Origin of the sequence: Bradyrhizobium sp. CCBAU 53351, assembly GCF_015291745.1 — a bacterium.
In the GTDB taxonomy this organism is placed as follows: Bacteria; Pseudomonadota; Alphaproteobacteria; order Rhizobiales; family Xanthobacteraceae; genus Bradyrhizobium.
On sequence record NZ_CP030059.1, the window covers coordinates 5,732,365 to 5,748,612 of the forward strand.

General features: G+C 60.3%; 15 protein-coding genes. 10 read left to right on the forward strand and 5 right to left on the reverse strand.

Going from position 1 to position 16,248, the window contains the following annotated elements; translation table 11 throughout:
• Positions 1-318: 318 nt before the first annotated feature.
• A complete protein-coding gene (locus XH83_RS27250; protein ID WP_194403748.1) occupies positions 319-1,125 on the forward strand; it encodes a Crp/Fnr family transcriptional regulator in 807 nt (268 codons plus the stop codon).
• A gap of 218 nt (positions 1,126-1,343) precedes the next feature.
• Positions 1,344-2,411, forward strand: a complete 1,068-nt coding sequence (gene cax, locus XH83_RS27255; RefSeq protein ID WP_194403749.1) for a calcium/proton exchanger — start codon at positions 1,344-1,346, stop codon at positions 2,409-2,411.
• 161 nt (positions 2,412-2,572) lie between these two features.
• Here cax and XH83_RS27260 read toward each other — a convergent pair whose 3' ends face one another.
• Complete coding sequence (locus tag XH83_RS27260) at positions 2,573-2,746, reverse strand: DUF1328 domain-containing protein (RefSeq protein ID WP_194403750.1); 174 nt, start codon at positions 2,744-2,746, stop codon at positions 2,573-2,575.
• Between the two features lie 199 nt (positions 2,747-2,945).
• Complete coding sequence (locus XH83_RS27265; protein WP_194403751.1) at positions 2,946-3,326, reverse strand: response regulator; 381 nt, start codon at positions 3,324-3,326, stop codon at positions 2,946-2,948.
• Between the two features lie 343 nt (positions 3,327-3,669).
• On the opposite strand from XH83_RS27265, the gene XH83_RS27270 reads away from it, so the two are divergent.
• The 3 genes from XH83_RS27270 (at position 3,670) to XH83_RS27280 (ending at position 6,251) form a co-directional block, all read left to right on the forward strand.
• Positions 3,670-3,972 carry a BA14K family protein gene (locus tag XH83_RS27270; protein ID WP_246776517.1) on the forward strand — a complete coding sequence of 101 codons (303 nt, stop codon included), beginning with the start codon at positions 3,670-3,672 and terminating at the stop codon, positions 3,970-3,972.
• Positions 3,973-4,048: 76 nt separating this feature from the next.
• Complete coding sequence (locus tag XH83_RS27275; RefSeq protein ID WP_194403752.1) at positions 4,049-4,786, forward strand: PRC-barrel domain-containing protein; 738 nt, start codon at positions 4,049-4,051, stop codon at positions 4,784-4,786.
• 85 nt (positions 4,787-4,871) lie between these two features.
• Entirely contained in the window at positions 4,872-6,251 is a 1,380-nt protein-coding gene (locus tag XH83_RS27280; RefSeq protein WP_194403753.1) for a DUF2254 domain-containing protein, read from the forward strand.
• Here XH83_RS27280 and XH83_RS27285 read toward each other — a convergent pair.
• Positions 6,169-7,017 (reverse strand): YihY/virulence factor BrkB family protein, encoded by an 849-nt coding sequence (locus XH83_RS27285; RefSeq protein WP_194403754.1) that lies wholly within the window; start codon positions 7,015-7,017, stop codon positions 6,169-6,171. The genes XH83_RS27280 and XH83_RS27285 overlap by 83 nt on opposite strands.
• Positions 7,018-7,327: 310 nt before the next feature.
• Here XH83_RS27285 and XH83_RS27290 point away from each other — a divergent pair, with 310 nt between their 5' ends.
• The 5 genes from XH83_RS27290 (at position 7,328) to XH83_RS27310 (ending at position 14,382) form a co-directional block, all read left to right on the forward strand.
• Positions 7,328-9,682, forward strand: a complete 2,355-nt coding sequence (locus XH83_RS27290) for a membrane-bound PQQ-dependent dehydrogenase, glucose/quinate/shikimate family (RefSeq protein ID WP_246776335.1) — start codon at positions 7,328-7,330, stop codon at positions 9,680-9,682.
• A 418-nt stretch (positions 9,683-10,100) separates the two neighbouring features.
• On the forward strand, positions 10,101-11,444 hold the full coding sequence (locus tag XH83_RS27295; RefSeq protein ID WP_194403756.1) for an extracellular solute-binding protein: 1,344 nt from the start codon (positions 10,101-10,103) through the stop codon (positions 11,442-11,444).
• A 118-nt stretch (positions 11,445-11,562) separates the two neighbouring features.
• A complete protein-coding gene (locus tag XH83_RS27300; protein ID WP_194403757.1) occupies positions 11,563-12,591 on the forward strand; it encodes an ABC transporter ATP-binding protein in 1,029 nt (342 codons plus the stop codon).
• Between the two features lie 14 nt (positions 12,592-12,605).
• The gene (locus tag XH83_RS27305) at positions 12,606-13,535 is read left to right on the forward strand and encodes a carbohydrate ABC transporter permease (protein WP_194403758.1); all 930 of its coding nucleotides are present in this window, start codon (positions 12,606-12,608) and stop codon (positions 13,533-13,535) included.
• A gap of 1 nt (position 13,536) precedes the next feature.
• Positions 13,537-14,382, forward strand: a complete 846-nt coding sequence (locus XH83_RS27310) for a carbohydrate ABC transporter permease (RefSeq protein ID WP_194403759.1) — start codon at positions 13,537-13,539, stop codon at positions 14,380-14,382.
• An 888-nt stretch (positions 14,383-15,270) separates the two neighbouring features.
• On the opposite strand, the gene XH83_RS27315 is transcribed toward XH83_RS27310, so the two are convergent.
• The gene (locus XH83_RS27315) at positions 15,271-15,438 is read right to left on the reverse strand and encodes a hypothetical protein (protein WP_194408509.1); all 168 of its coding nucleotides are present in this window, start codon (positions 15,436-15,438) and stop codon (positions 15,271-15,273) included.
• A 420-nt stretch (positions 15,439-15,858) separates the two neighbouring features.
• A complete protein-coding gene (locus XH83_RS27320) occupies positions 15,859-16,098 on the reverse strand; it encodes a hypothetical protein (RefSeq protein WP_194403760.1) in 240 nt (79 codons plus the stop codon).
• Between the last annotated feature and the right edge of the window lie 150 nt (positions 16,099-16,248).

Here is a 16,248-nt window from a genome sequence, read left to right on the forward strand (position 1 = left end):
CATCTTCATCTCATAATCGCTTCCTGTGCCGAGAGTTCGCGGTCGCCCCAACGAACGGTCCGCTTCCGTGCCAAGCAAAGCGGGAAGCGCGTCATGGTTTTTCCGAGCAGCCGCGAAGACGACGACAGAATGAGCGGACCCAGTCACCTGTGTCGGCGCTTCTGCTCCAGCGTTGCGCACGCGACGCCGATGAGGTCGGAGAGGGAGGCGATCGAAGGTCGCCGTCAGGTTTCTCCTGACACATGGCACCTTTAGCCCGACTGTGATCGGAAAGCCGGGCTCCCACATGTCAACCAATGGCCCTTCACGGAGGTTGACATGTTGAGGGATGAAATCGCAAGCACCCGTTCGTTCTCTCTCCGCCCGCTTCCGCTCGACCCAGCGAAGAGGATAAGAGAAACGCCGTCCCACCTCGCCAATGATCTAATCCGGCGCCTGCCAGATCCTTCACGCTCTCTGCTCGTTGGTCGCTGCGACGATGTGAGATTGAAACCGAGGCAAATGTTGCAAGAGCGCAATCTTCCATTGCAGTACGCATATTTCCCAGAACAAGGCGCCGCCTCGCTGACGGCCAAGGCCGGGAACTGCTTGCCGGTCGAGATACAGACCGTCGGAGCAAAGGACTTTATCGGCATCCCCCTGATCCTCGGCATGCGAGTTTCCCCTCACCGCTGCATGGTTCAGGTAGCCGGCACGGCCCTGCGGATCGAAGCCGAAGCGCTGATCGAGTTGATCAAGAGCGACGTCGAAATCGAGAAACTACTCCTGCGATACGTCCAGGCTACCTTGATCCACAGTTCGCAGTTGGCCGCATGCAACTCGCGTCACAGCCTGCAACAACGACTGGCTCGGTGGCTGCTCATTGCGGAGGACAAATTGTCATCTCACGAAATCCCGCTCACGCATCGATGCATGGCACAAGCCCTGGGTGTTCGGCGCGCCGGCATCACCACGACAATGGGCGACATGGAGGCGCGAGGCATTATCAAGCAAGGTCGCGCTCAGATCGAGATTGTTGATAAGGCCCGTCTCGAGGAACTGTCATGCAACTGCCATCGCGTGATTCTAACGGCCCATGAGAATTCTCTGGATTCAACCAGTACTTGGCGGGCAATCAATGCGTGACCTCTGGCCGCAAAGTGGATGGTCGCCGCCGTATTGTTCGGATGCGTACCGACATCGTGCCGGCGCACCGAACGGGACGCATATCACCTCGTTGATCATCGCAAGCTGCATGGAGATCGACCGCGGGACCCATCAGTCGTAACCCCGTCGCCGGCGCCCGCCGAGCGAGCTTACCTGTGAATTGAACGACCGCCAGCGGCTAGGAGCCTGTCACCTGCTTGTCGACCCCCATCGCCTCCAGGAACAACAATGCGTTCGGGAAATACGGCGCCATGGCCCGACTTGCGCCCCTGGCGTTCGTGTTTTTCACACCGATCGGCGAGTATGTTTTCCATCTTTCGCCAATATGGACCTTCGGCTCCGGCGTTCTTGCTATAGCCGTGCTCGCGGAATGGATCCGCGTAGCAACAGACCAGCTTTCCTCCCACACTGGTCCTGCCCTGGGGGGCCTTCTGACGGTCAGCCTGGGAAGCCTGGCAGAACTCATTCTTGCGCTATTCGTCCTCGCCGGTGGCCAGGTGGAGGTTGTCCACGCCCAGATCACCGGATCCATTGCAGCAACCTGCTTGCTGGGGCTCGGGCTGGCCATCGTCACCGGCGGGTTCAATCGCGAGCGCCAAAGTTTCGCCGAAGCACGCGCTGGATTGCTGTCGAGCATGCTCGTCCTGTCCGTGATCGCTCTGCTCCTGCCGGCCGTATTCGACTATACCGGCCGTAGCGTTCGTCATATCAACAACGTGAGCGCCTCGGACGAACTGCTTAGCCTGGCCGTGTCCGTCGTCCTGCTGATACTTTACTCCGGAAATCTCGTCTTCACGCTAATCACTCACCGGAATGTCTTCGCGACCAAAGCGGAGCCTTCTACCACACCTGCGTGGTCCGTAACCGCCTGTTTGATTGTCTTGCTGGCATGCACCGGCGCGGCGGCCCTGCAGAGCAAATTTGTCTCGGGCGCCCTGACGGAGGCGGCCAACTCCACTGGCGTGACGCCACTTTTCCTCGGCGTCGTCGTACTTGCGCTCGTCGGCACCAGTTCCGACATATTTGCCGCTGTCTGGTTTGCTCGACGCGACCGAATGGGTCTCGTGATGACGCTCTGCATCGGTTCAGCGATCCAAATTGCGCTCGTCGTAGCTCCGCTTCTTGTTATTTTCTCCTGGTTGATCGGGAAGCCGATGACCCTGGTGTTTCAGAACCCCGTCGACCTGTTTTCGATCGCGGGCACGGCGTTCATCGTCAATTCAATCACGAGAGACGCCGAGACCACCTGGTTCGCCTGCTGCTAATCGGCGTCTATCTCGTTTTGGCGCTTGCGTACTACTTCTCTTGAATTGCAAACACGGAGACGATCTTGATGTCAGCAGCGCGCTGGTCCAGCAGCCACGAGCTGCCCGCCGCGCGCCCTCTTCCGCTCATTGACGATGAGAAGTGCTTTCGCTCGTATCACCTACAGAATGACTTCTCCTGCCAAAAAGGCCAGAAGGACGAAAACCACGAAGATCGCCACCGCCGCGAAAAACAGCCACTTGGCAATCGTGGATGCACCGGCAGCGACGCCGCTGAAGCCGAGCAATCCGACTACGATCGATATAATAAAAAAGATCAACGCCCACTTCAACATGCCAAGCTCCCGCGACTTCGTAGCAGATGAGGTATGGCAAGTCCGATTCGAAAGCCCATAGACTTAAATGCGATCTGATCTTGCCTTTTCAACAATCTGCGTGAGATTGGGCCGTTCCGCTCACGATGCAATATGCCGACAGTGGTCGGTGCGCCTTCGTACCGGCGCCCCCGACGGGCGTTACTGTGGCAGAGATCGACTAAGACGACACTAGCGCCACCGGAGTTTGCGGCGAGCCATGAGCCAGCGCATCGCGAAATAGTCGATCAAGGACATCGCGGATACGATTTGGCTTCTCAACTACGTAGCCTGCAAGCCGGCTCGGTATGACTTCACGGCTGTAACCGGTATAGATCAAAAAAGGGATGTCCCTCTTCAGAAGGAGGTCTGCCACTCCTAACGAAGCTTCTCCCTGAAGGTCGATGTCGAGCAGTGCGGCATCAATAGCTGCACTACTCGCTGCTTGGAAAGCGGCGCTTAGCTCGGCAAATGGACCAACGGTCTCATGGCCGCGACGCCGGATCTCGACTGCGAAATCATCAGCAATGAAATATTCGTCTTCCATAACGGCAATCTTCATTGGGCCTCCAATGATCCGCGGCATTGCGAGAGCGCGGCTCATCGTTTCCATGATGCCGCAATGATCAATTCAAAGCCTGATCTTAAAGCACAAATTATGTCCGTTGCCGCACGCACCCGGCATCACACCGAAGATAGCGTCAGAGCGCGGCTGCCCTAAGCTGCGAGTACCCTTCTGTACCAAGTGTCTCTGCAACGCCACCGCTGCTTGGGCATTTTCTATTGGTGTAATGCAGCAAGGGAGATAGCTGATGAAGACTAGTTTTCGCTCAAACAGATCATGCATTGCGGCCGCTGCTCTCGCTCTCGCGATGCCACTCGGAGCTTCAGCGCAGGCCGCACCGATGGTGGCCGCGAGCAGAATTTCGAAAAACGACGCGAGGCTGGTGGAGGTCCAATGGAGGCCTGGCTATCATCACGGTTGGCATCGTCATCACTGGCGGGACGGATACCGGCACCGGTACAGCCGCGGCTGGGGTCCAGCAGTAGGTGGCTTCGTGGCAGGTGCGGCGATCGGAAGCGCCGTCGCCAACAGTCGGGCGCAGGCAGCCGAGAACAACGCCTACTGTTCACAGCGATACAAGTCGTATGACCCGAGCTCGGGTACCTACATGGGTTACGATGGCGTCAGGCATCCTTGTCCCTAGGCCAGACGCCAGCCCGGCGGCGACGGCCGTTCGGGGGCGTCACAACTCCGGAAACATGAACACAGGAGATCCACAGATGAAGGCAGCGTCATTACTAACCGCCGCATTCCTTGCCGGCGCATCATCCGTTGCGCTGGCGCAAAACGCTCCGCAGGCGACCGGCCCAGCTGACCATGGTTCGGGCCAGACTCAGAACGCGGACCAACGCGGCGACAGCAGCCCCGCAAACAATGGAGCAAACAAAGCCGGCACGCCGTCTGATAGGAGCCAGGACAGCGTACGGCAGCAGATGGTCAACGACTTGCAGCAGGCAGGCTTCACGGACGTCAGGGTACGTCCGCAGTCGTTCCTGGTCGAGGCCAGAGATCGGTCGGGAAATCCGGTGACGATGTTCGTCGGTCCAAGCACCTTCGCCGAGGTGAAAACGGTCGGCGCGAACGCGCAGAAGAGTTCTTCGAACGCAAACGCATCAGGCAATAGCACCAACGCGACTGCAGCCGGCCCCGGCGGAGCCTTCACGTCGGTGCCAGCGAAGGATGGACTGAGCTCGCAATTGATGGGCCTGCAGGTGTACAACAACGCCAAACAGGACATTGGCACCATCAAGGATGTCGCGCTCAATGAAAACGGCATTGACGGCTATATCCTCTCAGTCGGAGGATTCCTGCGCATCGGCGATCACTACGTCGCGGTGCGGCCGTCGGCGATCAATTTGAAGTTTGATCGTGCAGCCAAGAAGTGGACCGCCACCATGGACACGACGGCGGACCAGCTGAAGTCGGCGCCTGAGTTCAAGTACCCCAGCAATAGCTGATTTTCTGAGGGCGGAGCGGTTTGGCGGAACCGCACCGCCCTTGCGCTGTTTCTTCCAAGCTCGCCTCCTTTATGCGGCTTAAATAATGTTGGCCCGTGCCGAGAAATTGTTGACCGATCTGGGCGAGACGTTCTGGGTGGTGCCCATGCTCGTGGTGCTTTCCAGTTTGCTCGTGGCTTTCCTTGCTGTTCATCTCGACCGTACCGAAGCCGCCGCACTCTCGACGCTGCACGATTGGCTTTACGACGGAGGCGCGACCGGCGGCCGCACCCTGCTCGGCACCGTTGCCGGCGCGACAATCGGCGTCGCTGGCACCGTATTTACGATTACCATTGCTGCCTTGTCCTTGGCCGCCGGCCAGATGGGGCCACGGCTCCTGCGCAATTTCACCCGCGACCGTGGCAATCAACTGACACTTGGGATGTTGCTTGGCACGTTCTGTTACGCTCTGGTCGTGCTGAGAAGCATTCGGACCGAGCCCGAGGGTGGCTTCGTCCCCCATCTGGCGTTGAGCGTCGGCATCGCGCTCGCGTTCGCCTGTGTCGCGATACTCGTCTATTTCGTCGGCCACGTCGCCGGTCGGATCAATGTGGAAACGGTGATCGAACTCGTCAGTGAAGACCTCCGCTCCGCGATACAACGGCTAACGACCCAGGATCCGCAACCTAAACCTCCGCCGGAGGAGTACTGGATCGGCTCGCTGCCTCTGAGAGATTCCCGGCGGGGCTATCTGCAGCATCTCGACGACGAGGGTCTGGCCACCTGGGCGGCCAAGCATCGCGCCAGCATTCGGCTGCTGGTCGGGCCCGGCGATTATGTTTTCCCTGGAGCAACTGTCGCGTTGGTCACTCCTCCCGTCGATGGTGCCGAGGTGGCGATTCAAAATGCGACAGCGCTCGGCGGCAGCAGCAGCGCTTCGACCGATTTGCGCTTCGCCGTCCGGCAGCTCGTCGAGGTCGCGGTCAGGGCACTCTCTCCCGGCATCAACGACCCGCACACCGCTCTCGCGGTTCTGGACCGACTGGGAGCGGCCCTGTGCGATCTCGTGCCTTTGCACCTCCCGACAGGCGTGGCGATCAGGGGAAGTCAGCCGGTCCTGGTCGTGCCGCGTGTGCAATATGGTCAATTGCTCGGCACCATGTTTCACATGATCCGGCAAAGCGCCGGCGCGCAACCGGCAGTATCGATCCGAATGATCGAAGTCATGACCGAGGTCGCGAGCTGCGAACGCGATCCTGCCCGGCTCCTTGCTCTCTCGCACCACGCCGACCTCGTCCTCGCGGACGCGCGTCGAACGATTGCCGCCGCCGGCGACAGGGGGGACGTCGAGCGCCGACATCACGCGTTTGCTCTCATGGTCCGTGCAGGCCCGATGGGGCAATTCACTGAACATGTCTTTCCTTTGGGGGGCGACGATGCGCCAAAGGCTGTCGCTCAGCCGACCGGCTCCCGATCTCGGAGTTGAGCTCGGCCCCCGCCAATATGGAATAGGCCGCGACCCAGAGCCACGTCATGAACACGGCAACGGCGCCGAGCGAGCCGTAGGTCTTCTGATAGGCGGCGAACGTGCTCACATACTCCGAGAAGGCGTATGAACCAGCAATCAATCCGGTCGTAGCCAGAAGCCCGCCGGCCGAAACAAGGTCCCATCTTGGTTCAGTGCGATTGGGTGCGTAACGGTAGAGCAGAGCAATGATTGCGATGATTATGCCCACGAGCAGCGGCCATCGTATCCACATTGCAGCAGCCTGCCAGCCAGTCGGTATTGGCAGGTAGCTGAGTAGGAGGGGAAGCACCGCGATCAGGATCACGGCCCCACCGGCGAGCACAATCAACGCCACGGTCAGCGACAGAGCAACGGCATTGAAGAGAACCAATCCCCTCCCCTCCGGGACCGCGTAGGTCACGTTCAAGGCAGTCATGAGCGTGCCAGTCGCGTAGCGCGCACTCCAGATCGAAATACCCACACTCACCATCAGCCCGACGCCGAAAGGGGGACGCGTGTTCTGCACGAGAGCCTTCAATCGCTCTGAAATGAGTGCCGTCGCTTCCCCCGGCAGGATCGCTTGGAGCGCGTTGAGCTGCCGCACGATGTCGTTGGTGTCGGCGACGAGCCCATAGAGTGACACAAGCGCGGCTATGGCGGGGAAGATCGAGAGAAAGGAATAGAAGGCAACGGCGGCGGACAGGACCGAAATGTTGTGATCACCTAGCCTGACCCAAAAGGCCATTGCGATGGTGATGAACCTGCGCAGAGGGCTGCGGCTACCCCCGTTCAGTGGTTTAGCATTGGTACCGCTTCTGATCACGTCCGTTGCGAACCGCCAAGCTTGAATGAATGACGGAGAACCTCCCGTCGCTGCGCAGGTTCCAAGGTACCTAGCAACGCACCAAGTGTCCTCATCATAGTTCGCAAACGTACTCACTTGTTGAGGAACCAAGGCATTGGGCTCGCCTTAGATCTTCAGCAAAAGCATGGGTACCGACATGGCTCAGACGTATCGCGCAGCAGACTGGGCAGCATTCGTTCTCGGAGGCGTCATGATCCTCATCGGCTTCGTACTCGGGGCCGGCGGCGCGTGGCTGCTGTGGTTGGGGGGGTCGTTCTATTATCTGCCCAGCGGACTCATGCTGATCGTCTCGGGTGTTCTGTTGGCCCGCCGGCGCGTCGAAGGCGCATGGCTTTACCTTCTCCTCTTCCTGCTCACCCTCGCATGGGCGTTCTGGGAAGTTGGCGCCAACGGGTGGGCGCTGGTCCCACGGACGGTCGGTCCGGGTGTGTTACTGATCTTCGTGCTGGCTCTCACCCCGAAGCTTCGCCCGATCCGCCACCAATATGAACCTGCGGTGACTATCGTGGTCGGATTGCTCTTGTTGGTGGCTACCACTTTGTTGATGACGGGGGCTTTCAGGCCGGCAAGCGCCGCACCGTCCGTGGTGCCGTCGCCGACAAACGCGATGCCCGATCCTTCGCCTCTGAAGGCGGGCGCGGATTGGCCTGCCTATGGCGGCAGCTACAGCGCACGCCGCTATTCGCCGCTCGACCAGATCAATACGACCAACGTCGCCAAGCTCACCAAGGTCTGGACCTTCCATACCGGCGACCTGCCGACAAAGACCACGAAAGGCACCTACGGCGCGGAGAACACGCCGCTCAAGGTGGGCGATACCCTCTACGTCTGCACCCCCAAGAACCTCGTTCTTGCTGTCGATGCCAAGAGCGGCAAGCAGATCTGGCGATTTGACCCGCGCGTCCCGGACGAATTCATTCCGTACACAGCGGCTTGCCGGGGTCTCGCCTATTACGCGCTTCCGAATGCCGATCAGAGCGCCGCCTGCGCTCAGCGCATCATCGAAGGCACGCTCGATGCACGCCTCATCGCGATCGATGCGAAGACCGGCAAGCGCTGCCAGACGTTCGGCTATGACGGACAGGTCGACACTGCGACGGGCGTTGGCCGACACGACCCCGGCATGTTTGCGATCACGTCGGCGCCGACCATCGTCCGCGGCATCATCGTCATCGGGCACGAAGTGCTCGACGGCCAAAAGCGGGACGCGCCGTCGGGTGTGATTCAGGGATATGATGCACAAACCGGCGCCTTGCGCTGGGCCTGGGACATGGTCAAGCCCGATGCAGACGCACCGCCGCCGGTGGGACAGACCTATACCAGGGGCACGCCCAACATGTGGACGACCGCCTCCGGCGACGAGCAGCTGGGGCTCGTCTATCTGCCGCTCGGCGTCTCGGCCGTCGACTATTGGAGCAGCAGCCGCTCGGACCGCGAAAAAGAGTTCGCCACGTCTCTGGTGGCGCTCGATGTCACCACCGGTAAGCCCGCCTGGCACTTCCAGACCGTGCACAATGACGTCTGGGACTACGAACTCGGCTCTCAAGCCACTCTGGTCGACTTCCCGACCGACAACGGCGCGCCGGTGCCCGCGCTCGTGCTGCCGAGCAAGCGCGGCGACATTTTCGTGCTCGACCGGCGCACCGGCAAGCCGCTGGTCGGCGTCGAGGAGAGGCCAGTCCCGCAAGGCGGCGTCGAGCCGGCGCAGCGTGCAAAGACCCAGCCATTCTCGTTGTACCACACGCTGCGGAAGGCCGACCTCACCGAGCAGGACATGTGGGGCATGTCGCCGATCGATCAGATGATCTGCCGCATCCAGTTTCGTCGGGCAAGCTACAAGGGCATCTTCACACCGCCCACCGCCAGCCCGCACTGGATCGAATATCCCGGCTACAATGGCGGCTCCGATTGGGGCGGCATCGCCGTCGATCCCGTTCGCCAGGTCATCGTCGCGAACTACAACGACATGCCGAACTACAATCGCCTGGTGCCGCGCGACGAGGCCAACCGTCTCGGCTGGGCGCCGCGCGACCAGGCGCGCGGCGAAATCGGCGGGCAGGAAGGCGCGGGCGATCCGCAGCTCGGCTCCCCCTATGCCATCAACGTCAATGCGGGCTGGCGACTGCCCGGCACCGGGTTGTTGTGCAAGCAGCCGCCCTATGGCGGGATTCGCGCCATCGACCTGAAGACCGGCAAGACGTTGTGGGATCGCCCTTTGGGAGAAGCGCGGACGAATGGACCCTTCGGGATCCCGTCGATGCTGCCGATCACGATTGGAACGCCTAATAATGGAGGCGCCGTCGTGACTGCCGGCGGGCTGATCTTCGTCGCAGCGACGACCGACAATCTCATCAGAGCAATCGATATCAAAACCGGAAAAACTGTCTGGAAGGACGTGCTACCTGCCGGGGGCCAGGCCACGCCGATCACCTACGAGGCCGGCGGCCGCGAATATCTCGTCATCATGGCCGGCGGTCATCATTTCATGGAGACGCCGATCGGCGATTCCTTGATCGCCTACTCGTTGCCGAGCCCCGGCCGCTGACTCCTGACGAGCAGAGGCAGCCTTGGGAAGTGTTGCTATGCAGTCACCAAGAACGGAACGGACGTCGCATGTTGTCGCAGCCGTTGCGTCGCCCTTCAAACGTCCGGTCCGAGCTGGCGGGCATGGAAGACCAACGTTACTCAGTGCACTCGCCACCGCTGCGACGAGGGTAACACAGCGTGCCGGCAACAACTCGGGCTATGAGATCGCGCCAGTTCGCCGGTTCGTCAAAGTCGGCGACTACCGCCTGCGACAAGAAATGCTTGTACGGCAACGTACTAATCCACCGAATGTCGAAAAGACCCTTGGCGCCTTAGGACTATAGTGAACCAAAAGCAAAGATCCCAGGTAGAGCTAGACTCATCCCTCTCTGGATAAGCCTTCTCCAACTGGCGACGCACATACAGGAGGAGTCCAGATGAGCACGGGCAAGTATTTGCGCGTCACACGACGCCGTTTCCTGCAACACACCGGTCTTACCCTTGCCGCCGCATCGGCGCCGTCGGTATCTGCGCCGTTCGTCTCCCGCGCGCTTGCCGACACCAAATCCCTTTCCATCGTGCAGTGGAGCCATTTCGTCCCCGAGTACGACAAATGGTTCGATGCGTTCGCAAAGGACTGGGGAGAGAAAAACCACGTCGAGGTCACCGTCGATCACATCCCGGTCGGCAACGTCGCCGCGCGCGCCGCCGCCGAGGCCTCCGCACAATCGGGCCACGATCTGTTCGGCTGGAACGGCGCGGGCGGCGCGCACCTCTACCGCAAGTTCCTCGTCGACGTGACGAGCCTCGTCGAGGCGACGGAGAAAAAGTACGGCAAGGTCAGCACGATCGGGCGACAGATCGGCTACAACCAGGACGACAAGACCTGGTCTGCGTTCCCCGATTTCTACATCAACTTCCCCATCATGTATCGTAAGAGCATGTGGGACGAGATCGGAGTGAAGCCGGACACGTGGGACAACGTGCGTACGGGCGGCGCCAAGCTGAAAGCCAAGGGTCACCCGGTGGGCATTTCGCTCGGGCACAGCAACGACCCGAATACGACCTGGCGCGGCCTGCTGTGGAGCTATGGCGGCGCGCTTCAGGACGCCGATGGCAAGAGCGTCGTGCTCAACAGCAAGGAGACGGTCGAAGCCGTCAAATATGTCTCGGCGCTATACAAGGAGGCGATGACGCCGGAAGTGCTGTCGTGGGACGACTCCAGCAACAACCGATATCTCGTGTCGGGCGTCGGCTCGCTGATCGTCAACCCGATTTCCGCCTACCGTACCTTCCAGAAGGCCAACAAGAAGGGCGCCGACGACACCTTCGTGATGGCCCCGCCGAAGGGGCCGGTACGCCAGATCATGGGCGGCGCGTCCGAGTTCTACGGCATCTGGAAGTTCGCCAAGAACAAGGAAGGCGCAATCGAGTTCCTCAAATACTACGCCGATCACTGGCCGGAAGCGTTCAAGGCGAGCGAGGGGTACAACAATCCGTGCTTCGCCAACCTCGTGCCGAAGCCGATGCCGATTCTGTCGAACGATTCAACCTCGACGCCGAATGACAAGCTTGCCGTGCTGCAGGATTCCGGACAGTGGTCGGCGTCCCCCGGATATCCCGGTCCGTCATGGCCTGCCGTCGACGAGGTCTACAACGACTTCGTCATCTGCGACATGATGTCGAAGTCCGCGACCGGTCAGATGTCGGCCGAGGACGCCGTCAAATGGGCGCACCAGCAGTCCGAGGCGATCTTCACCAAGTGGCACGGCAAAACCTGAGGCGGTGGACCGCGCTTGCGCGGCCCGGACACCGCAACGGTTGCTGCCTGTCACAAAGGACTGGCGCTCCGCCGCATGATCGACGGCGGAGCGCAGTGCATTGATCTCAGGAGGTTCGATGGCTGCGGTATTGACTAGGGATATCGTCAAGATATTCGGCGAGGTGCCCGCCGTCAACGGCATCTCGCTCACGGTGCCGGATGGCGAGTTCATGGTGCTGCTCGGCCCTTCGGGCTGCGGCAAAACGACGTTTCTGCGCATCATCTGCGGCCTGGAGCAGCAGACGAGCGGCGATCTCCTGATCGGCGGCCACGTCGTCAACGACATCCCGCCGCGCGCTCGCGGCGTTGCGATGATGTTTCAGAGCTATGGTCTCTATCCGCACTACACCGTCCGCAACAACATTGCGTTTCCGTTGCGGACGCAGCGGGTGCCCCGCGAGGAAATCCAGAAGAAGGTCGATTGGGCCTCGCGGCTGCTTGGCATCGGCCATCTTCTCGACCGGCGGCCGCGTCAGCTCTCCGGCGGCGAGCGCCAGCGCGTTGCGCTTGCGCGCGCGCTCGTTCGCGAGCCGACGGCGCTTCTGCTCGATGAGCCGCTGTCCAATCTCGATGCCAAATTGCGCACCCTGGCTCGGCAGGAAATCAAGAACTTCCAGCAGAGCGTTGGGCTTACGACCGTCTACGTGACCCACGACCAAGTCGAAGCGATGGGCATGGGCGACCGCATTGCGGTCATCGACCATGGACGTATCAGGCAGGTGGGGACGCCAACCGAAATCTACGAAGATCCAGCCGACCTTTTCGTCGCGACCTTTGTCGGCGCGCCGCCGATGAACATCGTGACACACGACGGCGGCGGCTATTTGGGTTTCAGGCCGGAGAATTTCCTGCCCAGGAACATGATTGAAGATGGCGGCGCGACCGAATTCTCGTTTCGCGTCGACCGCTCCGAATATCTCGGGTCCGAGCGCATCGTTTACGGTGCGATCGCTGATTTCGATTCGAGCCAACCAATCACGGCGAAGTTGCCGCCAGCCCACGTCGCCGAAGCAAGCATTCATCCCGGGGAGTGGCATCCGTTCGCGGTGAAGAACAGCGCCTTGCGCCATTTCGACGCCGGCGGCAATCGCAGCACTCGCCACTGAACCGGGGACAGCTGATGGCCGTCATTGCAGAGCCCATTGCCAAGCCGGTTTCGCGCTTTCACTTCGTACTCGATCGCCGCGAAATGCTCGAAACGATTTTGGTCGCGCCGGCGATCCTGTACGTCCTGCTGCTCGTCGGTCTTCCGCTTCTGCTCGCGATCTACTACTCGCTCAGCGCCTACACGATCTATAACCCGACCTGGAAGTTCGTCGGACTGGCCAATTTCGAGCAAATTCTGCAGAATCCAACTTTCCTCGACACGTTGCGCAACACGTTCATCTTTACGTTCGGGTCGCAATTGCTCGGCCTCGTGCTCGGAAAGTTCGGCGCGTTCCTGCTATTGCGACCCTTTCGGGGCCGCAAGATCGTGCGGGCGCTGATTATCCTGCCATTTGCAGTGCCGGTCGCACTCGCCACGATCGCCTGGCAGTGGATGTTCGATTCGCTCTACAGCGTGATCAACTGGAGCCTGATCGCGGCGGGCTTTCTTACTCGCGAAGATGCGCCGAACTGGCTTGGCGATCCCTACCTTGCAATGTTGTGCATTGTCATCATCAACGCCTGGCGCTTCTTTCCATTTGCCATCGTGATCTTCCTCGCCGGCATCACTGCCGTTCCGCAGGACGTGATCGACGCGGCCACGGTCGACGGTGCAGGTTTTTGGCGCCGCAACTACCAGATCATCCTGCCCATGATCCTGCCGATCATGGCCATCGGCCTGATCTTCGGCATCGTGTTCACGTTCACTGATCTCTCCATCGTGTTCTTGCTGACGATGGGTGGTCCTGGCGGCGCGACATCGGTGCTGGGCTTCGCTGGCTTTCAGACCGGCATCGTCTCCGGCGATGTCTCGCACGGCGCGGCCATCTCGTTGTTCATGCTGCCGGTGCTGCTGGTCGTGGTGATTTTCATGCTGCGCTTCATTCGTCGCCGGGAGATTTGAGATGTCGTCCCCCGTTGCCCGCTCGCTCCGAGAAACCGGCTTCTACTTCGGCGTCGCCTTCTTCGTCATCCTGGCCGCGTTTCCGTTCTATTGGATGGTGATCACGGCGTTCAAGCAGAACAGCGACCTCTACGACATCGCCAACACCCCGTTCTGGTTCAATGAGCCGCCGACGCTCGAGCACATCAAGTACCTGTTCGAGGAGACCCTGTTCGCGCGCTGGCTGCTGAATTCACTGGTCATCGGCCTCTGCGTCACCGCGATCACACTAGTCACCGCGGTTCCGGCCGGATACAGCCTTGCCCGCATGACCAGCAGAAAGGGCGAAGCTCTCGGCATCATGATCTTCCTAACCTACTTGGTCCCTCCAACCCTACTGTTCCTGCCGTTGTCGCGGATCATCGCCGTCCTCGGTCTCCAAAACTCGATGTGGTCGTTGGTGTTGGTCTACCCAACGTTCACGATCCCATTCTGCTCCTGGCTGTTGATGGGATTCTTCAAGGCGCTGCCGGTCGAGATCGAGGAAGCCGCAATCGTCGACGGCTGCAGCCTTTTCGGCGCCTTCATCAAGATGGCGATCCCGCTGTCGGTGCCGGCAATTTTGACCGTGGTGATCTTTACGTTCACCCTGACGCTTCAGGAGTTTGTCTACGCGCTGACCTTCGTCTCCTCATCCGACCAGAAGCCGATCACGTTGGGCGTCTCGACCGACTTGATCCGCGGAGACGTGTTCTTCTGGGGTGAGATCATGGCGGGTGCCCTGATCGCCGCGGTGCCAGTGGCTATCGCTTACAATCTCTTTCTCGATCGCTTTATCGCCGGTATCACAGGAGGAGCCGTGAAGTAAGCTGACTTCGTCAGGCAGCGCTCCCGGGTTTTTGCGGCGCAGAAGGGCTGCTCAGTCCACCAAGAGAGTTCGTCCAGCAATTTTCTTCGCTGCCTCGGAGCTTGGCTACGCGTCCTCCCGTGAGGTCTTGATTACTACCCGGCACACACTGGTACATCACATCGCCTTGCGGCGGATCATCAGCCGCATCTTCAGCAAGCGCATTTTTTGATCGCCGAGTTTCGATTTTGGAATAGGGCATTCCAATACTGCTCCGTCCTGTTCGCAACCCGGCCGCTGCCGAGTGGGAGGCAGGATTTTAGCCGTTGCGCTTAACTAGTTTACGAAATTGCCCTCTTTCGAGGAGCAATGTTCTAGCACCAGGCGCTATTATCTCGTCGGCGGACCGCGATTTTTTTGAACGGCACGCATCGAATTCCAACAAAGACCTTTGAAATTCTGCGCTATGTAGTTTTTCCATAAATCGGCAGAATATTGTCGACGCGTTTCCTCTTCAACGGCCGTTGCCGTGGGCGGTTCGGGGAATTCAAGCTTGTCGCGGTCGGAGGCCATCTTGGAGCGGAGCTGTTCTGGCTCCGACGGCGTTACTTTGGTCAGGGGTCGACGATCGGAACCGCCGCCGGCGATCGACTCTTGCGGCTGTTGCCGACCTTCTTGACGGCCATCGGCTCTTTCCCAGCTCCGCTCACACCTTCAATGGCCGCAAGAAGTATGAATGATGGACGCCCATCCGTCGAGCAACAAGCCGTCCCAGGCTATGACACCCTCATTCCACTTCGACGCGTGCTCGTGGTACATCGAAGCCCATCGAGGACTCCATTCGATGATCTGGTGATTGAGGCCGTCGTGAACGTGAAACGGCGAACGGATCAAATGTGTCCATCGAGTTCATGCCGAATGTCCGGGATCAACGTCCTTCGGCGTCTTCTTCTCCCGCTGCGGCGTCATCCGCGCTGGGCTTTCCTTTCTGGGAACGCCGCGAGGACCGAGCTCTTCGCGCTGGATGTCATCCTCGGACTGCTCGGGCTCCACGCCGTCGATCGGCTTCTCGGGCATCATTCCATCCGAGCCTTGTCTTTGAGATCGCGGACGGCGCGCTTCTGGTTGATGAGATCTTAGCCTTCTTCAGCTCAGTGCCGGCGCTCGATCTGGGGTACAATCTTCCTTCTCTGTTCACGCGCCAATCGCGCCTAAGGTTCGTAATGTGACCTGCTCTCTTCTTTAATATCGCCCATCGCCCATCCTGCCTGCCCTGCACCTGCCCTACCCCATCCCCACCCTATCCTACCCCATCCCCACCCTATCCTGCCCCACCTCCGTGGCGGCTGGCGCTGTCGTTGCCGGATACGCCGGCGAAGTCTCTCATTCTGACGGCAACTTACGCCGTCGTTCTCTTCAGCTCATCGTCCAGGGGTCCACGCTCGGACTCGTCGCCAGGCGGACCGTCCGCTCCGTATCAGAATCCAATCCTTCGGTTCAGCCGGATATGACGTCGCCGTCCGCGCCCCGTGCGCGCCAGTAGCGTTGACGGAGCCGCGGCGCGATCAGCCAGGCAATCGCCGCCGATGTCACGACGCTGATCGCTATCATCGTCGGGATCGCCTCCATCGCATCCGACTGGATCGGAGTGAGAAGGATCACGACCATTCCCGCTCCGAACAGCACTGCCTGGACCATCATGAAGACCATGGCCGCGATCTGAAGTCTTACCGACATGGAAGTTCTCCCGACATGCACATATTGGGACAACGGGCGCGGCTCCGGCGGGTTCCCACCGGCCTTGGTAGGGAACACCTGTGCCGATGGCCCTCTGTGACTTCTGGTCGCTCAAACTGAATTTAGGGGCGACCTGATTTGCGCTAATAT